General features: G+C 62.6%; 8 protein-coding genes. 6 read left to right on the plus strand and 2 right to left on the minus strand.

Features of this window, described 5'->3' with window-relative positions; genetic code table 11:
* Positions 1–14: 14 nt before the first annotated feature.
* The 6 genes from AC1MCD_RS05110 to AC1MCD_RS05135 all read left to right on the plus strand — a co-directional run bounded on the left by AC1MCD_RS05110 (position 15) and on the right by AC1MCD_RS05135 (position 18,134).
* Positions 15–530: a hypothetical protein gene (locus AC1MCD_RS05110; RefSeq protein ID WP_498676455.1), complete on the plus strand. Its 516-nt coding sequence runs from the start codon at positions 15–17 to the stop codon at positions 528–530.
* 387 nt (positions 531–917) lie between these two features.
* Positions 918–3,779: a helicase-related protein gene (locus tag AC1MCD_RS05115; RefSeq protein ID WP_498676457.1), complete on the plus strand. Its 2,862-nt coding sequence runs from the start codon at positions 918–920 to the stop codon at positions 3,777–3,779.
* Complete coding sequence (locus AC1MCD_RS05120) at positions 3,779–8,428, plus strand: Eco57I restriction-modification methylase domain-containing protein (RefSeq protein ID WP_498676459.1); 4,650 nt, start codon at positions 3,779–3,781, stop codon at positions 8,426–8,428. Before AC1MCD_RS05115 ends, AC1MCD_RS05120 begins: the two co-directional genes overlap by 1 nt.
* A complete protein-coding gene (locus AC1MCD_RS05125; protein WP_498676461.1) occupies positions 8,428–14,793 on the plus strand; it encodes a DEAD/DEAH box helicase in 6,366 nt (2,121 codons plus the stop codon). Before AC1MCD_RS05120 ends, AC1MCD_RS05125 begins: the two co-directional genes overlap by 1 nt.
* 1 nt (position 14,794) lies before the next feature.
* Positions 14,795–17,092: a 3'-5' exonuclease gene (locus AC1MCD_RS05130; RefSeq protein ID WP_498676463.1), complete on the plus strand. Its 2,298-nt coding sequence runs from the start codon at positions 14,795–14,797 to the stop codon at positions 17,090–17,092.
* 43 nt (positions 17,093–17,135) lie between these two features.
* The gene (locus AC1MCD_RS05135; RefSeq protein ID WP_498676464.1) at positions 17,136–18,134 is read left to right on the plus strand and encodes a protein NO VEIN domain-containing protein; all 999 of its coding nucleotides are present in this window, start codon (positions 17,136–17,138) and stop codon (positions 18,132–18,134) included.
* Between the two features lie 49 nt (positions 18,135–18,183).
* Here AC1MCD_RS05135 and drmB read toward each other — a convergent pair whose 3' ends face one another.
* On the minus strand, positions 18,184–20,277 hold the full coding sequence (drmB, locus tag AC1MCD_RS05140; protein ID WP_498676465.1) for a DrmB family protein: 2,094 nt from the start codon (positions 20,275–20,277) through the stop codon (positions 18,184–18,186).
* On the minus strand, positions 20,270–23,476 hold the full coding sequence (locus AC1MCD_RS05145) for a helicase-related protein (RefSeq protein WP_498676467.1): 3,207 nt from the start codon (positions 23,474–23,476) through the stop codon (positions 20,270–20,272). Before AC1MCD_RS05145 ends, drmB begins: the two co-directional genes overlap by 8 nt.
* Positions 23,477–23,478: the final 2 nt, after the last annotated feature.

Consider the following 23,478-nt stretch of genomic DNA (forward strand, 5'->3'; position numbering starts at 1 on the left):
ATTGGTGGGCTCGATTGACTGAGCATCTCGGGCCGGGCGACTGGCCGACCTTTGTCGGAGCTGTCTTCGCAGGTTTAGCGGCCTTCGCCGCGATATGGACTCTTGGCAAGCAGCGCGTCGATGCTAAAAATCGGAACCAGTTCGAACTTCGGCGCCAAGCATCTCAGATCGCAGCGTGGGTGGTTGAAGAAGATACCCCAAGAAATGGGAGTGCTTTCGGAAGTGGTGCGATACGCACCCTGGCCTGCGTGTCGAACCCGTCCGGGGTGCCGATCTTCAATCTCGTTCTTCGAACCTATGCGGCAAATGAACTTGTGCACACAGAGACTGTGCCGCTGCTGCCTCCTGCTGACCAGCCTATGACCGTTAATATTTCACGACAGGTTTTCGAGAAGCAGAGGATCGCTCTGGAAATTGAATTCATCGACGGGAATGGCGTGTCTTGGCTGCGTGATCGACAGTTTATGCTGAAGAAGACAGATAGTCGGTTGTTTAGTGTATGGCGGCCCGGCACCTGGGCGCGGCGCTGAATAAGGGATCACAACATGTGATTCACGCGGAACAGGCGCCACAAATGGATGCGGCTGACGAGTTCAGAGGCTTCGGTGTTCGGCCGCTGCCAAGGTCGTTATCCGCAGCCCGGCTACAAATAAAGGCCAAACGGATTCTTGGAACCTTTCGCGCCAAGTGGGATTCTGCAGATCTCATGGCGAAACAGGATCTCCGTCATTGCTTTCTACGCGTCAAGGTCATCCGCCAAGCAACCAATCACAGCTGGCAGACACCGCAATCTCGGTCGCCGAGAGGAAAAATGGCCCGCGTGATGCCAGATTGGCATACATAATGGCTTGGAGGGGTCGACGGCCGCCGTGACGGTGACCGTCACAATGCGGAACCACGAAGTACAGGAGTAGGTCTTGACAGTTATAGCCACACACCGGGAACTCAACGTCGCACCCGGTTCGGTGGTCCGTGTCCGTGACGAGGACTGGCTCGTCACGAGCGTCGAGAAATCGGTAGACGGCACCCTCATAAGGGTCCAGGGCCTCAGCGAGCTCGTCAGGGACACCACGGCCGCCTTTTACTCCGCGCTGGACACCATTGAAGTTGTCGACCCCGCCAAGTCCAAGGTCGTCGCCGATGGCACCCCCAACTACCGCCGGGCCCGTCTGTTCCTGGAGACCACCCTCCGCAAGACGCCGACACCCCAGTCGGCGGAGTACCTGACTGTCTCCACCCGCATGCTGTCGCGGAACCTCAAGTACCAGCAGATCGCCGTCGCCAAGGCCCTGGACACCAAGAACATCCGCCCGCGCATCCTGATCGCAGACGCCGTCGGCCTCGGCAAGACCCTTGAGATCGGCATGATCCTCAGCGAGCTGGTCAAACGCGGCCGCGGCGAACGCATCCTCATCGTCACCCCGCGCCACGTGCTGGAGCAGATGCAGCACGAGCTCTGGTGCCGCTTCGCTCTGCCGTTCGTCCGCCTCGACTCCGCCGGCATCCAAAAGATCCGGCAGAAGCTCCCGGCCACACGCAACCCCTTCACCTACTACAAGCGCGCCATCATCTCTATGGATACGCTCAAGAGCCCCCGCTACCGGGCCCAGCTCGGCAAGCTGCACTGGGACGCGGTGGTCATTGACGAGGCCCACAACGTCACCAACACCCAGGCCATGAATAACGAGCTCGCCCGGGTGCTCGCGCCGAACACCGAGGCCCTCATCCTGGCCTCAGCTACCCCGCACAACGGACGCAACGAGTCATTCGCGGAAATCCTGCGACTGCTGGACCCCACCGCCGTCCGCCCGGACGGCACCTTCGACCCCAAGCACGTGGAAAACCTCATCATCCGTCGGCACCGCCACAGTCCCGAGGTCGCCCAGGAAGTCGGCGCGGACTGGGCCGAGCGGGAACAACCGGACAACAGGCTCGTTTCCGCCTCCGCGGCGGAGAACGCCATCGCCGAGGAGCTTTCCGACGTCTGGCTCTACCCGGAAGGCAAGCCGACACCGTATTCGGGGCAGAACGGCGCGCTGTTCTCCTGGATCCTTGCCAAGGCGTTCCTCTCCAGCCCTGCCGCACTTCTCGAAACGGTCACCGAGCGTCTCAGGAAGCTCGACGCCGATTCCCCTTCCGACGCCAAGGAAACCGAAGCCCTCAAACGGCTCAGCAAGCTAGCCGAGACCGCCAACACCGGCGACTCCGCCAAGTACACCGAGCTTGTCAGCTACCTGAAGACGATCGGCGTCGGCAAGGGCTCCCCGATGCGGGCCGTGGTCTTCGCCGAGCGCGTCGCCACGCTCAAATGGCTGCAGGAGACGCTGCCCAAGGCCCTCGGCCTCAAGCCGGAAAACGTTGGCCTCCTGCACGGCGGCCTCAGCGACGTCGAGCAGCAAAGCATCGTGGACCAGTTCAAGCGCGGCAACAGCCCGCTGCGGGTCCTGATCACCGGCGACGTCGCGTCCGAGGGCGTTAACCTGCATGCCGAATGCCATCACCTGATCCACTTCGACATCCCCTGGAGTCTGATCCGGATCGAACAGCGGAACGGCCGCATCGACCGGTTCGGCCAGCGGGAGAAACCGCAGATCACCACCTTGCTCCTGAACCCGCACAACACCCGCTTCTCCGGCGACATCAAGGTGCTGACGCGTCTGATGGAACGCGAGTATGAGGCGCACACGGTCCTCAACGACGTCGCCTCCTTGATGGGGCAGTACAGCGTCAAGCAAGAGGAAGACGCCATCCGCGACGTCCTGCTCGGCAAGAAGAACTTCGAGGACGTTGTCGGAGAGCCCGACGCCGATCCGGACTCCGGCGACCTCTGGGACTTCCTCGACTTCGAGGCCCTGCAGGACGACGGGGAAACCGAGACCGTCCCGGTGGAGAAACCGCTCGGTCTCTACTCCACGGACCTGGACTTCCTCGACGAAGCCCTCAACGAGGCCTTCGGTGATCCGCACAAGGTCCTCGGCTGGACCATCCACGCCGGCCACGGCCTCGCCGAGCTCAACCCGCCCGTTGACCTCCAGCATCGCCTGGGCTACCTCCCGCAGGACTATTTGTCGGAGCGGCGCGTCACCGAGCGACTCAAACTCGCCACGACAGTCGACGCCGGCACCCGGGAACTGAACCGCGCCCGCGAATCTGATGACATGAGCTGGCCCGAGGCTCACTACCTCGGTCCGCTCCACCCCGTCCTGGACTGGGCCAGCGACCGGGCCCTGTCCTCGATGTCCCGCAGCGAAGTCCTCGTCGTCCGCGGCGACGTCGACGCCGCCCAGGTCCTGCTCATGGGAACGTTGATGAACCGCCGCGGGCAGGTCGTCTCGAAAGCCTTCATCGCGGTGGACTTCCCCGATCCCACCAATCCGACGTTCTGTCTTTCCGAACCCCTCGAGGATCTGGGCGAGCACCTGAGCAGCATCGGCGTCGACGCCAAGGCGACCAACCCCGGACCCGTCACGGTGAACGGGCTGCAGACCCTACTGCCGCAAGCGGTGGAGAGCGCCCGGCAGACCATGCAGCTGACCTTTGAAGCGGCTGCCAATTCTGCCAACCAGCGGCTGCAGGCCTGGAATGACCGGGCCACGGGCTGGACCCAGCTGTCCTTCGACTTCGCGCAGCGGGCGGAAGTGAAAAAGCAACGCGAGCGGGTCAGCGAGGAGCAGCGCATCGCGGAGTCGCTCACCCCGGCCCAACGCCTGGTCCGACCCCTCCTGATCGTCGTTCCCCGCGCAACCCCTGTCGCCGTCCCGGAAGGTGCTGACCAGTAATGCCGTCCTTTGATTCAATCGTTGTAGGCGAAGACTGGATTAGCGAACACTTCTTCACCACGGACTCCGCCAAGGAGTCCTTCCAGGCCGAGGTCGTCAAACTCCGCAAGAACTGGGACGAGGCAGCCAAGGAAGGGCACTCCACCACCCTGACCCGCTTTGCCGAGGTCCGCGGACGCCTCCAGATCCTGCTCGCCGGGCTCTCGGAAGACCCGGCGGGCGCGTCTGAGGCCTACGCACTCGTGCGCGGCGCCCTCGGCTTTAAGGGCACGACGGCGTCCGTCGCCTTCGAGCGCAGCGGCACCGAAACGCTCGTCCCCGGCGTGTGGGCGACGGGGAACTCCGAGGTCCTGTTCGTCGAGGCCGCCCCGGCGGACGCGCTGGAAGACGTGCTGTCCACGGTGCTGCCGCTCGGGCGGATTCTGGTGGACGGCAAAGAGCCGTCCCCGGCGCTGGCCGTGGCGAAGGTGGTGTCAGAGGCCTACCTTTCCGACAAGGCCCCGAAATTTGTAGTGATCATGGCCGGGCGCTGGCTGGTGCTCACTGAACGGGAACGCTGGGCCGAGGGCCGCTACCTGGCCGCGGACGCGCTCCTGGTCGCGGACCGCAATGACACCAAGAAGAACGCCGAGACGGACCGGTTCCTGGCGATCTTCGGCCGCGACTCACTTATGCCGACGCCGGACGGCTCCATCTGGTGGGACGCCGTGCTTGAGGCCTCGGTCAAACACACTGTCGGCGTCTCCCAGGACCTGCGCGAAGGCATCCGCCGGTCCATCGAAATCATTGCCAACGATGTCCTGGACCGCCGCCGGGACGCCGGTCTGGGCGTCGAGGACATTGACGGTCAGGTGCTGGCCCGCCAGTCCCTGCGGTTCCTCTACCGGATACTCTTTTTGCTCTACGCTGAGGCCTCCCCGGAGATGGGCGTCCTCCCGGTCGGTGCCGGCGAATACAACGAGGGCTACGGCCTGGACCGCCTGCGGGAACTGACGCTCGTGGACATCGATTCGTTGAGCCAGAGTGGTCAAGACGGCACCCACATTTACGAATCCCTTGCGCAGCTCTTTCGCCTGGTGGACAACGGCCACGCTCCCTCAGGATCAGACCCTTCTGACGATGCCTCCGGGGAGAACGAGGGCCTGGTCTTTCAGCCTCTCAAGGCAGATCTCTTCCACGACGGCGCGACTTCGTTGATCAACGACACCAGGCTCAGCAACGCCAAGCTGCTGCAAGTGCTTCGGCACCTCTTGCTCAGCAAGGAAGCCAAGGGCAAGGACCGCGGTTTCATTTCGTACGCCGAGCTGGGCATTAACCAGCTCGGGGCCGTTTATGAGGGTCTCATGTCCTACACGGGATTCATCGCCGCTGAACCCCTGCATGAGGTGGCCAAGGACGGCAACCCGGAAAAGGGTTCCTGGGTGGTCCCGGTGGACCGTTCGGCGTCTATCGACCCTAAGCACTTCGTGAAGGTAGAGGACGAACTGACGGGGGAGCGGCGCCCGGTACTGCACCCCGCAGGCTCTTTTGTTTTCCGGCTCGCAGGCCGCGAACGCCAGCAGTCTGCCTCCTATTACACCCCGGAGGTGTTGACAAAGTTCGTGCTGTCCCAGGCGCTGGAAGAGCTCCTGGACCAGAGCGAAGAAAAGACCCCGGCCGACGACATCCTGAAGCTGACGGTCTGCGAGCCTGCCCTGGGGTCCGGCGCGTTCGCCCTGGAAGCTGTTCGCCAGCTGGCTGACGAGTACCTGAAACGCAAGCAGGACGAGCTGGACGTCAGGATCCCCGCGGACGAATACCCGCAGGAACTCCAGAAGGTCAAGGCTCAGATCGCCCTGCACCAGGTCCATGGCGTGGACCTGAACTCGACGGCGGTGGAACTCGCCGAAGTCTCGCTCTGGCTCGACACCATGGTGAAGGACCTGCAGGCGCCCTGGTTCGGACTTCGCCTGCGCCGGGGCAATTCGCTGATCGGCGCCCGCCGGGCCACGTATTCGCGGCAGTCGGTAAATGACAAGTCATGGCTCAAGAGCGCCCCGCAGGACGCACCCCTGACCGGGATCGTCAAGGCCATGACGGCCGAGACAGACGATCCAAACGTGGTGGGCCGTATCCACCACTTCCTGCTCCCTGCCGACGGCTGGGGCGCTGCGGCCGACGCCAAGGAAGTCAAGGACTTGGCAGGGCAGGCCCAGCAGGATCTCAAGGCCTGGCGCACCAAGATCAAGTCCAAGCCCAGCAAAACGCAGATCGACCGGATGACGAGCCTCGGCCGTCGGGCGGAGTCGCTGTGGAAGTTGACGCTACGCCGGCTCCAGGTCGCCGAGTCGGAAGCTCGGCGGGACATCGACTACTTCGGCAAACTCCCCTCGGCTGTTGGGCCTGGTGATGCAGGCGCCCGCGTCCAGGCGGTGACCCGCGAGCAGATTGAGGAAAGTCTTAGCGACCCGAACGGCGCCTACCAGCGCCTTCGCCGGGTCATGGACGCCTGGAACGCACTGTGGTTCTGGCCGCTGACCGAGCGCGCGACCGGCGGGGCGACCCCGCCGACACTGGACGAGTGGCTGGCAGCGCTGGAAATGATCCTTGGCCTGCAAGGCAAAGAGTCAAAGATGGCGGGGCAACGGACCTTTGGTGCCGCGTCGACCTGGGAAGAACTGAATGACGCCGAACGGGCCGACCTTGAGTTTGCCCTGGCAACGGACATCGAGATCGCCAAGAAGCAACACCCTTGGATGCAGGTGTGCGAGAACATCGCTGCCGACCAGGGTTTTTTCCACTGGGAATTGGATTTTGCCTCGGTGTTTGGACGCGGAGGATTCGATCTTCAGGTGGGCAACCCGCCGTGGGTTCGACCGGACTGGGACGAGAGTGCCGTCTATGCGGAGTTTGATCCGTGGTGGCAGCTGAACGACAAACAGCCGCAAGCGCAGAAGGCCGAAAAGCAGCGCTTAGCCAAGGCGGATCTCGCTCAGGTTGAGTTCATGTGTTCTCAGGCTGCCGGAATCGTGTCGGTTCGTGAATTTCTGACGTCACCCACGTCTTACCCGATCGTGGCTGGCCTCCGTCCGGACCTCTATCGGTCTTTCATGGAGAGGACGTGGGCCTCCGCATCGAGGATCGGCGTTATTGCTCTTGTTCACCCCGAATCGCATTTCACGGAAAAGAAAGCCGCGCATCTTCGGGCCGAGACCTACCGCCGTCTCCGCAGACATTGGCAGTTCATCAACGAACTTTCGCTCTTCGAAATTCATCATCTGGTGAGCTACGGTGTGCACGTCTACGGTGCACGTCGCGAATCCCCACGATTCAAGATGGCGGCCTCGCTTTACCATCCGGACACTATCGCACGCTCTGAGGTCCATGATGGATCAGGGGAAGTTCCGGGTCTCAAAGACGGTGAGGGCAAATGGGATACCCGGCCTCATTTGGAGCGCATCATCAACGTAGACGAATCCGTTCTGTCGATCTGGGCCAATCTGTTGGACGAGCCAGGGACTCCGGGCGTCCATGCAAGAATGGTGTACCCGGTAAACCGTGCAAGTTCGCGTGTCCTCGAGAAATTGAACCATGCGCCACGAGTACGCGACCATGACCTTCGGTATTCAATTGGGTGGGACGAAACCAAGGAACAAAAGACTGGGCTCTTGCGCGTGGCCTCTCAGGTTCCAGACTCATGGCGTGACACCGTTCTACAGGGTCCACACTTCACCGTGTCTAACCCTCTTGCAAAACAGCCCAATCCGACTATGAAGAACAACCTCGACTGGACAGAAATTGACTTAGAGAATCTGCCCCAATCTTTCATTCCTCGAACGAGCTATCAGCGCTCAGTGTCCATCGAACGATTCGATTCGGCATTCACTAAATGGGACGTCCAAGGAGTGCGAACGGATCCGCGCGGGTTTTATCGGGTCGCTTGGCGGCGCATGATTTCGCTGACAGGCAAGCGAGCATGGCATGCAACGGTGCTGCCGCCAGGCCCAACGCACACTAGCAGCATCCAAGCTGCGGGACGCCCGAATCTAAGTGCAGAAGACATCCTGCTCTTGGCTGCGACATTCTCCTCAGTGCCGGCGGACTTTGTGTTGAAAGTCAGTGGCACCGCCAATCTGAATGGTTCGACCGTGGATAGTTTTCCTCGGCTGGGTAATGCGGCAGATCTGCTACAGCGCCTAATTGTCAATCGGGAGGTGAGGCTGTTGTGCTGCGCAGAATCCTTCAAGGATTTGTGGAACGCGTTATATGAAGCCGGCGTGTGGGGTCTCGATGCCCGCTGGACACCACAGTCGTGGGAACGTTTCGCACTCCCACGGCGGATCCTCGAAATAGAAATCGATGTCCTCGTCGCAATTTGCTGGGGAATCGGAATAGACGATCTTTGCACCATTTATCGAACTCAGTTCCCGGTGCTCCTCGGTTACGAACAGAATGACCTATACGACGCCAATGGTCGTAAGGTTCCCGGCGACATGAACCGGCTTTATCGCAAGGGTGGCGAGAACCTGACCTTGGAAGAGCGAACCTGGACCCACCCGCAGAGCAGCGTCGAGTACGTCTTCGAGTTCCCGTTCCAGAGTTTCGACCGCGAGGAAGACATGCGGAAGGCCTACGCGCACTTATCTAGCATGCTGGAGGAGAAGTTCTGATGTCTGAGCTTCTGCCCACCACCCAGGCCGGGGACCTGCGCCGCGGGCTGTCCGACTACCTCGCCACCACGTTCGCGCTGACGGACGGGAACGCACAGTCCGCCATCAAGGACTTCCTAGCGGATCCTGACCAGGGGCTCTTCAAGGGGGCCTATGTCCGGCTGCGGCTTCCCTTCGAAACGGCCGAGCCTGGCTGGCGCGACTGCCTGGACTGGTACGAGGGTTTCGAACCCTACGGTCACCAGGCCAAAGCCTTCCAACGGCTTAGCAGCAAAGGCACCAGTGAGGCAGACCGTCGCCCGGAACCTACCCTGGTCACCACCGGCACCGGCTCCGGTAAGACGGAGGCGTTCCTCTACCCGATCCTGGACCACGTGCTGCGCGCCAAACGGGACGGCATCACCGGGATCAAGGCGCTCATTCTCTACCCGATGAACGCCCTCGCCAATGATCAGGCCAAACGCCTTGCCGAGCTGCTGACCACCCACGCCGAGCTGTCCGGCGTCACCGCCGGCATTTACACCGGCCAGAAGGACACCAACCGCACCAAAGTAGCCCGGGACGGCCTGATCAATGACCGCGATGTCTTCCACCAGGACCCGCCGGACATCCTGCTGACCAACTACAAAATGCTGGACATGCTCCTGCTCCGCCACACCGACGCACCGCTCTGGCAGAAGTCTGCCACCAGCCTTCAATACGTGGTTCTGGACGAATTCCACACCTACGACGGTGCCCAGGGCACGGACGTCGCCATGCTGTTGCGCCGGCTCGGTCTGACGCTGAAGAGCTACTGGCCGGACGACCTCACGGATCGTCCCCACGGCCTGAGCGAGGAAGACCGTGCCCGACCGCTCGGCCGGGCCACTCCTGTCGCCACATCCGCAACCCTGGGCGGCAAAGGCGACCCGGACGCGATGCTCCGCTTCGCAGAGACTGTCTTTGGCGAGGTGTTTCCACACGACTCCGTCGTCACCGAATCGCGCCTCACCCAGGAGGCTTGGACAGGGGCCGGCAGCGGAACAATTCAGGGTCGGGACCTTCACGCCGTCGCCCTCGACATCACCACCACCAACAACGCCGTCGCGGATCTGCGCGAGACCGGCGGTGGCCCGGAAGCCGTCGTCGGGCCCGTCCTGAAGGCGCTCTTCGGTGAACGCCCCGCAGACCTGCTGGACGCGATGCGCACCCACCCGCTGACCGCCGCCCTGCTGACGCATGCCAGCACCGCCGTCGCACTTTCGGACCTGACCAACGCGATCTTCCCGTCCCATTCGCTGGCCGCCCGAGTGCGGCCGGACGCCGCGGAAGAATTTCTCTCCCACGTCATCGCATTGCTCAGCCATATCCGCGCCCGCCACGGCCGGTCCGCCCTGACCGTGGAGACGCACCTGTGGATCCGCGAGATGTCCCGCGTGGACGCCGCCGTCGACACGACCCCGAAGTTCCGCTGGTCAGACGACGGGGTGGACCAGTCCCAGGACATGTTCCTGCCGGCACTCTATTGCCGGCACTGCGGCCGCTCGGGCTGGGGCGCCGTCCTGGCCCCCACCGGCCTGGACCTGGAGCTGGACGACTCCAAGATCCGTGAAGCACGCGTCACCAACAACCCGCGCTTCCGGACCCTTATCTCGGCCGCTGCCGAGGCAGACATCATCGAATTCCACCAGGACGGCTCTGACCAGGTGCAGGGCCTGCACTGGCTCCACACCGTCAACCGTGGCCTCTCCACCATGCCACCGAAAGCGGACAGCGCCGACCTCGCTGAAGGGCGGATTATTCCCGTCCTGATGCTCACCGGCCAGGACGCGGACGACCAGTCCAAAAAGGACGTCTGCCCGTCCTGCCTGGCCAAGGACGGCATCGCCTTCATGGGCAGCGCCATCGCCACCATGCTCTCCGTGAGTATCTCCAACCTGTTCGGCGCCGAGGGCCTGAACGACGAGGAAAAGAAAGCCCTCGTCTTCACCGACAGCGTCCAGGACGCCGCGCACCGGGCCGGATACGTCCAGTCTCGCTCCCACACCATGACGCTCCGTACCGCCCTGCGCCGCGCCCTCGGCGAGCAGCCGGCCACGCTTTCGGAACTCGTCGACGCCGCGATTGGCTGCGCGGACACACCGGGGGCGCGATACCAGCTGATTGCCCCCGAATTTGTGGACCGGCAAAGCTTCCGCCCGTTTTGGGACCCGAAGGCCTCCCCGGCGGAACGTGTCCGGGCCCGGCGTTTCGCCAAACGCCGCCTGCAGTTCGACGCCCTCCTGGAGCTTGGCCTCCAGTCCCGGACCGGCCGGACGCTGGAACTTACCGGCTCCCTGGCCGTCGAAACCGACGCCGGCAACCCCACCCGCATGCTCTCCGTGGCCCGGAAAGCCTATGACGCGGCCCTCCACCAGACCATGGTCGGGGAGACCGCACCCACGCAGCAGCAGCTGCTGCAGTGGATCCGCGGCACTGTTGAGAGAGTTCGCCTCCAGGGCGGCGTCCACCATGAATGGCTCAAAGGCTACATCGCAACCGACGGCAAGCGCTGGCAGATCTGGGGCGGGCGGCCCAAGGGCGAAGGTATGCCCGCGTTCCCCTCCGGCCGGCCGGCGCCGGCCTTCCCCCGGATCGGCAGCGCCGCCGCGGCCACCGACAACCTGGACGGTGTTACGTCCTCGGCCTCGTGGTACGCACGTTGGACAGCCCGCTGCCTCGGCGTCGCCCCCGCCGACAGCGGCTACCTGGCCAAGGCGCTCATCACCGCACTCGCCGACGACGGGACCCTCGGCAGCTCGAAGACGAACTCCGGGGCCGATGTCTATTGGCTCGACCCGGAGAAGATCGTGCTCTCCGTCCCCGACGCCGAGGACCTGGCCGCAGGACGACACACTGTCCAGTGCAAGGTCTGCCAGGCCATCACCCCCGGGAGCCTGACTGTCATCGACCAGCTGGTCGGGGGCCCCTGCACCCTGGTCCGCTGCAGCGGAACCTTGCAGCGGCACGCCGCCGACGCCCGCAACTTCTACCGCGACCTATACTCCTCACGCGAAAGCAAGCGCGTTGTGGCCCGCGAACACACCTCGCTGCTCGACGACGCAACAAGGATTCTCTACGAAACGCAGTTCAAGGCTGGCACCGACAACCCGCAGGCTCCCAACGTCCTGGTGGCCACCCCCACGCTGGAGATGGGTATCGACATCGGTGACCTGTCCTGCGTGATGCTGGCCTCGCTGCCCACGTCCGTGGCCTCCTACCTGCAACGGGTCGGCCGCGCCGGCCGACTGACCGGCAACTCGCTCGTCCTTGCCTTCGTGCGGGGCCGCGGCGAACACCTGCCCAAACTCCACGAACCGCTCTCCGTCATCAACGGGGAGGTCCGGCCGCCCGCCACTTACCTGGACGCCGAAGAAATCCTGGGACGGCAGTATGTGGCCCACGTCGCGGACCGCTTCGCCCGGGTTGTGGGCCGGCCCCACCCGGTTGACGCCATCCAGGCACTCGGGAGCGTCGGACCGGGATCGTTCATCGGGGATCTGATCGAGGATGCCACGGCGAATGCTACCGGGTATCTCATCGAGTTCCTGGCACAGTTCGGCGGACGGATTTCCCCGGACAGCGCCGCCCGCCTGACAGCGTGGGCGTCACGGCACGACGACGGCGAGCCCAGCGGTCTCGCCCGTCACCTGATCCGGGCGGCAGGGGAGTGGAAGGCCGACGTCGACGAACTGGACACCCGCCGCAAAGAGGTGGGCAATGCCCTGCCCGAGCTGGAGGAGGCCGCTGCCCTGGCGGAACGGCTGGACGACAAAACCTCCGACGCGCATCAGGCCGTCCGGACCGCCAAGGCCACCCTCAAGATGATTCGGGACCAGCTCAAGCAGCTCCGTGGACAGTACTGGATTTCGGTCCTGGAGGCCTACGGTGTGCTGCCGAACTATACGCTCCTGGACGACTCGGTCAGCCTGGATGTGGGGCTGTCGTGGAAGGACGCGGACACGCAGGAGTTCGTCACGGACACGGTGTCATACAACCGTGGCGCTTCGGTGGCGCTGAGCGAATTCGCGCCGGGTGCTACGTTCTACGCGCAGGGCATGGAAATCCTGATTGATGCAGTGGACCTGGGCCCCCAGCAAAGCCATATCCAAAAATGGCAGGTCTGCCCGCAGTGCGGCTGGATCAAGACTGACCTCGGCGCTGCTGCGGCCGTGCAGAACTGTCTGCGCTGCGGCACCTCGGCCATCGCGGACATGGGCCAGGTCTTGGACGTTGTGGTCATGAAGAAGGTCTCCGCTGAAGTGCGCCGGGACGAGGCCGCGATCAACGACCGACGCGACAACCGCGTCCGGGAACGCTTCACGATTGTGGCAGCGGCGGACATCGACCCGCAGCACCTGCAGAAGCGCTGGTTTGTGGAGGGCTACGACTTCGGCGCCGAATACATCAACCGGGTGGACATCCGGTGGCTCAACACCGGGCGGACGGCCTCCAATGGCGGGGTGCGGACCATCGCCGGGGACGACGTCCGGACGCCCATGTTCCGGCTGTGCTCCTACTGCGGCCAGCTGGACCAGTCCGCCAAGGAGAATCTGCCCACCGAGCACCGGTTCTGGTGCAAGTACCGCAAGGCAGCCCAGGAGAGCGTCCGGGAAGTGGTGCTCGCCCGGGAATTGAACACCCAGGGCGTGGTGCTGCACCTTCCCCTGGACGTGACCTACGGCGACGATTTCTCCGTCCCCAGCCTCCAGGCAGCGCTGCTGCTGGGTCTTCAGAAAGTCCTGGGCGGAGCTCCGGACCACCTTGGGGTGCTACGGATCAACGATCCGGCACATGGAGGAAACCGTGTTGCCCTGATGCTGCACGACAAAGTCCCCGGCGGCACCGGATACCTCGCAGAGTTCGCCAACCCCGAACGCGTCTGGGAGCTGCTGCACGCCGCATGGCAAACCGTGCGCGACTGCAGCTGCCGCTTCGAGGAGCGGCTGGCGTGCCACCACTGCCTGCTTCCCTTCGCCGACCCGTGGACGGTGGACAAGGTGGCCCGGGCCAGCGCTGAACGCCTGCTCGGCCTGCTGCTGCGCTCCGGTGAGGCCGCCAACGACGACGCCGTCCCGCCGTCGTTCTCCGACTGGACGGTCACCGAAGAGGCGCCCGACGCCGAAACCTCGATTGAATCGCTGCTTGAAAAGCGATTCCGGAAGGCCTGGATGGACCGGCTCAAGGCGGTGGGTGCACACACGAAGGTGACCCCCGGGGCACTTGCAGACACCATTACCTTCCGGATCCCTGGGCAGCAGTTTCGGTGGCAGCTCATCCCGCAGGTGGATGTCGCCGGAACCCGCCCCGACTTCCTGCTCAAGGGACCCCCGGACCCGAACTTCCCCGTGCTGGCGATCTACACGGACGGTTTCACTTTCCACGCGTCCCCGGAACACAACAGAATCGCGGACGACGCTACCAAGCGCGACAAGCTCCGGCACAGCTCGGAATTGTCCGGGGCCGCATTGCCGTGGGCAGTGACGTGGCAGGACGTGGAAGCGTTCGAAGCCGGCCGTGACGCCGCTACTACGCTGCCTGCCTGGGCAAATGCCAAGCTCAACGCACAGCTCATGGCCAACTACCCCGTGAACGCCGCCATTATGGACCTGCTGGGCAGGGACGCGATGACAATGCTCTGGGAATGGGTTAACCGGCCGGATCCTGAGGCCTGGACGAACTTCTCGGAGCTGGTGCCGCTGATGCTGATGGCGCAGCGGCCGGAGCCCGGCGACGCCGACGCGATGTACGCGCATGCTTCGGCGCTGTCCCAGGGCACCAAGCCTGCTCTCCCTGCTGGCACCGTCACAGCCTGGACGCATAGCTCGGGCAACCTGGGGTTTGCGGCGGCCGGATCTCCCAAGAGCCTGTCCACGATCGCCGTCGGGCTTTGCCTGGACGACCGGGACCAAGCTCTCGGCTCGCCCGCGCACGAAGCATCATGGCGCGAGTGGCTGCGGCTCTCCAACCTCTTGGCGTTCAAGCCCATCGGTCTGACGATCGGGTCGGTGATGTCTACCGTGAGTGTCTGTGGATCAGTAGACGAAGAAGCTGCCCGCCTGGAGATGTCCGGCGGGCTCAGCCCCGCCTGGAACGAGCTGTTGGAGCAAGCCACCGAGTTCGAGAAGGCTCTTCTGCTGGCTATTGCCAATGCGGACATCGGTGTACTGCCGGAACTTGGGTTCGAGGTTGACGGCCTGCCGGTCTCGATCGCTTGGCCTGAGTACCAGATCGCGGTCGTTCTGGACGGCGACGACGGGCGCGCTGAACTTGAGGCCGCAGGCTGGGCCCTGGTGGGAACTGACGTTGACGAAATTCGGGAACTGCTGAAGACGAAGGGAGCTTGATATGGCGCTGGTGACATGGATCAAGCAGAAGGACAAGATCGACGGCACCATGAAGAACAAGGTGTACTCGTTCTTCGAGAAGCTCCAGAAGGACGACACCGCGCCCGGGCTCCATATCGAACCCATGCACACTCCCGCTGACCCCCGCGTGCGTACGGGCCGGATCGATCTCAACTACCGGGCGGTGCTTTTCAAGGTCGCATTCGACACCATCCCGCACTACTTCTATTACGGCGCCTGGCCGCATGACGAGGCAATCGAGATCGCCCGCTCCAGCGTGCTTCAGGTGAACTCCGTCAACGGCGTCCTCGAGGTGATCCGGGCCTCCACGCCCGACGGTGACACCCCCGCTGCTCCGTCCTTTCCTCCTGTTGCTCCCGTAGTTCCCGATGCTCCGAGGCCGGAGCCCGACGTCGAGACTCAGATTCAGGTGGAGGTGCCGGAGTCCCATCGCGGCGGGACCGCTGAATCCTGGATCAATCCGCTTCTTCAGTGCGGCATGGATCCAGCTGGATTGGTTTCAGAACTTGGCCTCGCCGCAGATCTTGTGGGCCGGGCGTTCGCCGCGTCCTCGGACGAGGATCTCCTGAACGTCTTGGACGAGGCGCCGGAGTGGCAAGCAACTGCACTCCTTGAACTGGCTGCCGGCTCCTCCGTCCAGGAAGTCCAAGACAAGCTCGCGCTGAGCCGCTACGTGGACGATCCGCAGGCGACTGAAGAGGAGAAGATCCGGAAGTCGCTGGAGCATCCCGCCACGAAGATGCAATTTACGTTCGTGGGCGATAACTCCGATGAGCTCAAAAAGGTCATCGAAGGGGGAGACTTCGAATCCTGGCGGACGTTCCTTCATCCGGAACAGCGTGTCTATTCGGAACGCCACTACAACGGTTCCTTCCGCCTCTCCGGAGGTGCCGGAACCGGCAAGACCGTGGTCCTTCTCCACCGCGCCCGGATGCTGGCCGCCGCTGAACCGGCGTCCCCGATCGTTCTGACGACCTACACCACGACCCTTGCTGAATCGTTGGAAAGTGGCTTGTTGAAGCTGGATGCCGACCTTCCCCGGGCTGCAAAGCCAGGCGCAGCTGGCATCTTTGTCTCCGGCGTCGATTCGCTGGTCAGCAAGGTGTTTCGCGGTGCACAGGAATCTGAGCAGCGCCTCGCCATGAAGGAACTTTTCGGGCTGGAGGTCTCTGCGCCGGGCAAGATTCTGGACGCGGATAGTGCCCGCCAACAATGGGAGTCAGCACTGGCCGACGTCGATCATCAGCTGGAACTCGAACTAGCCAATCCGACATTCCTCCAGCAGGAGTACGAAACGGTGATCCTGCCCAACTTCATCAGCGGCAAGGACGAGTACCTGAAGGTGCCCCGCGCCGGCCGCGGCACAGCCTTGAACCGTGCGAAGCGGCTTGCTGTTTGGAACGTCGTGGAAGCCTACCGGTATTACAACCGCATCGAGATGCATGCCTCGTTCGTGGAGCTGGCGCACCTAGCAGCTTTGGTGCTCCGGCACCGTAGTGAGAATGGCGTGACGCGGATGGCGGACCACGTGCTCATCGATGAGGCCCAGGACCTGCACGCCGGCCACTGGTTGTTCCTCCGGGAGCTGGTCCAGCAGGGACCGGACGACCTTTTCATCGCGGAGGATTCGCACCAGCGCATCTACGGTCAGAAGGTCCCGTTGTCCCGTTTCGGAATTGGCATCGTCGGCCGTTCACGCCGGTTGACTCTCAATTACCGCACTACCCGGCAGAACCTGGCCTACGCCGTCGGGCTACTTAGCGGTGCCCCGGTAACGGATATTGAGGGCGATCAGGAATCAATCAATGGCTATACCTCATCGCGGGTAGGGCCGCGGCCGGAGGAAGTACCCGCTGCGTCGATCGCTCAGGAACTGGACAACCTCGCGGAGTATTTGCGGAAGTGGAAAGACGAGGGAGTTCCTCTGGAGACCGTCGGAATCCTGGTCCGCTCCAATTTTCAGATCGGCAAAGTCATCAACGGGCTGAACGAACGCGATCTCGAAGCCAGGACAGCTAGTGCAGCGACGGTACCTGGCGTGCCGTCAGTGATGACTATGCACCGCTCGAAGGGTATGGAATTCACGAGAGTGGTTCTTTTCGGGATTTCGGACCAGACTCTGCCGGCCTCCTATCAGGTCAAGGGCCTGGCGCCGGCGGAGCAGGCTGACGCCATTCTTCGTGAACGGTCGCTGCTATATGTCGCGGCTACACGCGCCCGCGACGGCTTGGTCGTGTCGTGGAGCGGAAAACCGTCGGAGCTGCTTGGTACAAAATAGTTTCAATTCTTATGAGGATCGGTCACAGACAATTGGGGGAGCAATGACGATCGGCACGGTTGAAAACAAAGCGCGCTGGTGGGACGGCGACGCCTCGCAGCGTTACTGGATGGAACTGGTCAACGTCGAGACTTGGGGGAGTGAGCTGATTGCGCCCGACACGTCTCGCTATGACCTGATGAAGGACGTGCGCATCGGCGACGTTGTGCTTCATTGGGTGGGGAAGAACAACCCAATGGGATTCAAGTCGGGGATGTACGGCGCCTCGATAGTGGCTGGGGAACTGCAGCCCCGTGCAGGTGACTGGTATGGAAAGCCCGCCAACACCATCCCGCTGACCGGCTATACCCCGCTGCCGCGCCCTTATCTCCTGACGGATCTACGCGCCGACCATCAGGCCGACATCCTTGGTATTAAGGGAGACCTCGAATCTGAATTTCCAACTGGGCGCGGCAAATTCACAATTTACTTCCCATTCCAGAAGCACCCCACCAGCGGCCTGAAGCCGAACCAGGGATACTTGTTCAAGCTACCTGCGGAAGTCCTCCAAGCTGCCCCGGATCTGCTCCCTGACAGCGACTGGGGCGGGTTCGACCGGCCACTCATCGCACCGCCAGTAAGCGGACAAAATGGCGTTAGGCAGCGCTACGCCGGCTTCTGCGCCGACCCGATATTGAAGAAGGCAATCGAGATGCAGGCCGTCCGGCAGGCGATTGCTCACTACGAAGCAGCTGGGTACAGTGTCGAAGACGTCGGCGCCTTCCGCTCCTACGATTTGCTGGCGATACGTGGTGGCGAAGAGCGTCACATCGAGGTGAAGGGCTCTCAGGGATACGTCCAGAAAGTCATTCTGACGCGCAATGAGGTTACGCACGCTAATGACTATGGCCTGACGGACTTGGTAGTGGTGGCTGATATCCAGTGGGAGCGCCACATCGATGGTTCCATCACCACCGACGACGGGACGATGAGTGTCTACCCGGATTGGCGGCCTTCGCCGGAGAACCTGAAGCCGCTGAGCTACGAGTACTTCCTGGACTAAGACCCGGTTTTGCTTGGGGGGTCGGGGCACCGACCCCCCAAGCAAAACATTAGTAGACCTTGTCGGCCAGCTTGTCCGCGAGGTCCGCCGGTGCAAAATCGTTCGTGTGGTAGGTAGTCCAACCTTGTTCCGCGAGCCAGTCGTCGCGTTCGTCATCCCGTTCGACAAGTACCGCAACCCGCGAGGTCGCCCACGATAGGTCAACTTGCCACTGGTTCTCGGGGCCGATATCGGCGCCCCAGTCTCCAAGCTCCACATTCACCTCGACGAGCTCGGGAATGAGTTCCTGGAGCTCGGGACCGGATTCCGCGAAGACTGTCAACCAGGGGCTTTGACGCACGCTGACAGGGACGTTGTCGTCGTGGGAAATGTCCGAAGCGCTGCCTGGTTTTTCGGCGCCAGCGATGGTCACGGGGTTTAGGGCTGCCCAGTCCACGAAGCCCAGCCCGATCTGACCATGAACGCCAAACAGGGAGCCCCGGTCGAGATTGGAATTGAAAAGTTCGCAGCTTGTCTCCGGCACAAGGACGCAGCAGTGGCAGGCGGCCAGGTTTCGTGCATCGGTACCAGATCCGCGGGACTCGATGCAGACAGGATCGGCCGAACACCAGGACGTGCGGAACAGTCCTTCATCCAAGGAAGGGCCGAGGCGCCTGGGGCTCGCCTGTGCTGCGATGCCGCCCAAGCTGCCTGCAGAGTCGGACGATGCCGTATACAAGAGCACTCCGACTTGATCCGGACCTACATAGAGGCGTTCCCGAATCGACGACGCGGGGTAGCCAGCGTCCAGGGAGAGCTGGTCGATGATGATGTGGGAGAGCGTGTGGATCAGGGTCTCAACAATGCTCACGGGAATCGGGTCCTGGCCGCGCTGCTCAGCTGCACGCTTCGCATTCAGGCGGAGAGTTTTCTCCCTGCCGGCTGCGAAATCCGTTTCAGCCCAAGCCTCAACCTGTGATCGGTCCAGCGCCACAAAGAGTCCCTCACCCAGCGTCTCAATCGCGGGCAGCCAATTCGGTCGGTTGTCGTCAGGTGACAGCGGCGACAACTTGGCGTCAGGCTTGTCTTCGCTCTTGGGGTGCAGACGGCTAAAGCCGCACAGGGCGCGGACCTCCCTGAGCCGGGTGACCTTTCGTGCCGCCTTGATCCAGTGCTGATAGGCCTCCGGTACGGCGACTTTCTCAGCGACAAAATCGGTGTCCGGGCTGTCACGGCGGCCGTTCATCAGCGCGAGAAACTCCTGCTCCCGCAGCTGGTCCTCGGAAAGCTCAGTTTCCTCACTGCCATGGAATTGACGCCTGATTTCAGCGCGAAGTTCATCCACGGAGAAGCGGCCGTCAAATTCCTGAACCACGCCCTCGAGAACCCAAGTGGAACCGGGCTCCAGAGCCTGCGGTTGACTGAGCTGGGAGGCTTTTGACGTAACGACCTTGGCCAGAAATTCGGAATATGGCGGGATCGAGATTGCCGACCGAACTACCGGGAACCATACATTTGACGCACCGCGCTGAACAGTCTTAGAAGCCTTGCCGCAGTCGCGTTCCCGATAGCCCCAGCCGAGCCAAGGACGATTGCCTTGGCATTTCATCTCATTCAATGCCACGGAATTGAACGCGTCGGCCATGGTCCGGGATTTCCCGCAAGAACACCGAACCACCATGTCTGCCAGCGATGAAGTGCGGCCTTCGGAAGCAAGGGAGAGCAAATGGTTAGCATCTTCAGTCGGCGTGAAGCCGTGCACCCAGTAGGAATACGGGAAGTCATCGATATGTCCGTCTTCGCATGCGACGACAAAACGGGACGGGGTGAGCGGGGCCAGGGACTTGCACAAGCCACACTTGGGGTCCTCGTAGGAGGCCTGCAGCTGCTGAATACGTCCTAGTCGGTTGCAGCTAGGGCACACGAGCATTTGCGGAAACCGAACGACAGGAATCTTCCCGCGGGCGCCCGCTGGCGGCAGTAGAAGCTCGGCCACCCCCAAGCTGCGGGCAAGGCGTGGCTCACTGACCGGTTTCAGGTGTTTCCTGTCCCATTGATCGATGCTGGTGATCATGAAGCTGTTGTTTTCGGCCGGGAATAGGCTCCCCACCCCGAACGTGGAGATCAACTGGCTGCGTCGGGCAGCGTAGGTCTTTCTAGCCAAGGGAGGCGTCCTTCCTCATAGGGGCTGGCCGAAGGGCGGTCTCGGCATCAACGTCGCGCATGCTCCGAGGTGTCGGCCAAGGAATGCTGCTCGTGCTGTAGACGAAGTCGGGATCTTCGAGGGCCTTGCTTGAATCGATAAGGAGCGAGCGGGGGGATTTCTTTGTGTCCTGGTATGGGAGATCATCGTCGGCAAGCGCAGCTTTCCGCCAGATGTTCAGCAGCCGCTCGAGCTCTTCACTAGTGGCCGCAGCTTCCTCCGGGTCAACTGCGAGGACCCGATTGCGTATCCACGACATAATTTCGTCCACGGCTGGTGACTCATCCCGGACGTGGCCGGCAGAGCTTCTCAAATCGGGGACCAGCATTCTTAGCGCCGAGACCAGCGTGGCGTGGAGGCCGCGATCCCTCGATCTGGCTGCAAACGGCGTCGCGCTGGTTGCTTCAACGGCCCGATACAGGGCTCCGTGGAAGTCGTTGAAGGATTCGTAGTGTGAGCGGTCCCGTGTGCGCGCTGCGTTGAAGATGGTTACTACCAAGCCCGGGTGCTGTCGCCCGACGCGGCTTGTGGCCTGAATGTACTCAGCGCTTGATTGGGGCTGTCCCATGACTGCCATGAGACCCAGGCGGTCGACGTCCAGGCCCACTGAGATCATGTTCGTTGCCAGCACGACGTCTTCGGGTCTCTGGCTACTCATCAAGCTCTTCTCCAAAGACTTGAGCGCCTCCGGAATCTTGTGGTTTTCCACGCGGCTTGTGAGCTCACTCAATTGGATTCCACGTCCCTCGAGCCTGCCGTCTCGCTTGGCCAGCAGATTCAAGCGGGCCCGGACGTCGTCGTAGACCTGCAGGTAGGCGGAGCCAAGCACGCGCAGGCTATTAAAGTAACCGACCAGCGTCCAGTACGGGTCGCGGTCCTCTGTTGCGGCCCCGTCGATCACGTTCGCTGAGTGAAGTAGGGATGCGTAGGTGCGCACCATGAGCGTGGCGTGGCTCGTGCCAGATGCCAGGACGCCGACATATTGCCGTGTTCCGAACTGATCGGAGGGCGCCTTGTTGGCGAAGAAGGAGTCGTCGGGGTCAAGCCCGGGCGGCGGGAACAGGCTGGATTCGCGGTTGAAGACGGACCGGATCTGATCCTTGGCTCGTCGGATTGTTGCCGTCGAGGCAATGATTTTAGGCTTTCGACTGGCGGAGCCATCTTCACGTCCGATGCCGCTTGCCGCCAGGTCGACCGCTGTTTCAAAGAGACCGACGGTTGAACCGAGGGGCCCCGAGATGAGGTGCAGTTCGTCCTGGATGATGAGGTCCGGGCCCAGATCGGCAGGAGAGACACGTCCGAACAGAGTTGCGATTTCACCTCGCCAGGACATACCGGCGAACTTGTCGACGGTTCCGATTACAAGTTCGGGTCGTTCCCGGTAGACGTCCGTGTCGATAATGTGAACGGGGAGTCCATCTGAGAAGTCGCACGCCTTATTGGAGCAGCTGACGATCATCCGGTCCGAGGGAACTTTGACGATCCGATAGTCGTCGACTGTGAGTCGAGTGCCGCACCAAGGGCAGGCCTCGATCTGCTTCGGGTTGCCTTCGACGACTTCCTGGTTGTTTCGAAGCTTTCCCAGGTTGGTTCGTGCAGTTGCGATGTCGTTAGGGGTAGCCCCTCCGCCCACCCAGAGCCCGATGCCGAACGGTGCACCGCCGACCCGGTGCTCATTCTCCAGTCGAACAGATTCCAGGGAACAAATGAGCATGGCAGCACGCTCAAATTGCTGGATCGTTAGAAGCCGGAGGGTATAGCGCATGACCACGGCCACGCCCCGGACGCTTGCGTTCCGCAGCCGTCGGAGCAGCAGGAGGTAGGCGACAAGCCCCAGATAAGCTTCTGTCTTTCCTCCACCTGTGGGGAACCAGAGAAGATCAGCAATGTCGCGTTCCGGGTGCTGATCGTCCGTCACTGACGGCAAGTTAATGAGGATGAACGCAATCTGGAAGGGACGCCACGCCTGGGCGCCAAGTGCGAATTCGCCTACAGCGCCTTTCCGGACCCAGTCCTGGCGCGAACGCTGCATGTGCATAGCCTGATTCGCCAGCTGAAATGCCTCAAAGGCTTTATCATCGTCGACCAGGAGCTGGATGCCAGCTTTGATTCGGTCGCGTGCCGTTCCCGCCTGCTTCATATGGTCGGCAGCGACACCGCGCAAGTGCGGAGGGACCTGGGTTTGACCTTCTGCTGTCACCGAGGCGCTGGAGGCAGTGATCCACGATGCGTAGTCCTCCGCGAGCAAGTCCAGCTGCGCGACGACATCTTCGCGCGTGGCCGAACCCATGAACGAGAGCGACAGGTTGGCGTTGCTGACGCCAGCCATGGACCGGTGGACATCCTGCCGGGGAACAAACGTGGTGGTCACTCGCTGACAGAGCCGGCCATCGACGTCGGACGCCTCCACATCGACCGCGCAGCCGTGTCCGGCGCCGAAGACCATGTGGTTTCGGTAGAGGAGTTCGGAAGACGCCAGGTCGGGGTCCGCGGGAAGGGTGGTGCGCAGCTTTGAACGATCCACAAGAGCGGGCTTCTCGGTGTAAACGGAAACGCCGGCCTGGAACCAGCACGCCACGTCTTTGTCTGATGTGGGGTCAGGTTTGGGCTGCGTGTTCCGCAGCACTACGGTCACTGTGACGACAGTCTCTTCGGGAATGCGTACCAAGGCGTATAGCTCCAAAGCCCCGCCCTCCAACAGATGCCTTTGAGGCCCAGCTGAAGCCAGGTCGATTTCCACCCCGGGGAGTTCTGCAGGCAAACGCTGCCAGTCATATACGTCGCGGCGCTTGCTACCGCTGTCCCGGACAGTGGGGATTGGGGCATATCTGGCCGCAGTAGGCGATACGAGCAGAACGGTAGAAAGCCTGGTGTCGACGGAGACCGTCATGCCTACGCTGCTCGGGTAGGTCAGCCGTGCGTTCGCCACGGGGCTGTCGACGGAGGCCTCGCCGGAAGTGGCAGCTACGGACTCCGGCTCGTCCGGGGCCTCTGCATACGTGTCATCTGCAGCCGGCCAGAGCACTCCTGTCACATACCGCTCAAGAGGGCGCTCCGTGATGAGCTCATCGGCAGCGCCGGGCCCGTAGAGGTCGGTGACAAGGCGATCCACGATTTCGCGGCGGAAGGCGTATTTACTGTCCAGTTTCGACACTGTCATTC

Source organism: Arthrobacter sp. BF1 (genome assembly GCF_056680215.1).

Bases quoted from the DNA above. Each gene is read 5' to 3' on its own strand.
- AC1MCD_RS05120 (WP_498676459.1), top strand. From the start codon at position 3,779: ATGCCGTCCTTTGATTCAATCGTTGTAGGCGAAGACTGGATTAGCGAA.
- AC1MCD_RS05125 (WP_498676461.1), top strand. From the start codon at position 8,428: ATGTCTGAGCTTCTGCCCACCACCCAGGCCGGGGACCTGCGCCGCGGG.
- AC1MCD_RS05130 (WP_498676463.1), top strand. From the start codon at position 14,795: ATGGCGCTGGTGACATGGATCAAGCAGAAGGACAAGATCGACGGCACC.
- AC1MCD_RS05135 (WP_498676464.1), top strand. From the start codon at position 17,136: ATGACGATCGGCACGGTTGAAAACAAAGCGCGCTGGTGGGACGGCGAC.
- AC1MCD_RS05145 (WP_498676467.1), bottom strand. From the start codon at position 23,476: ATGACAGTGTCGAAACTGGACAGTAAATACGCCTTCCGCCGCGAAATC.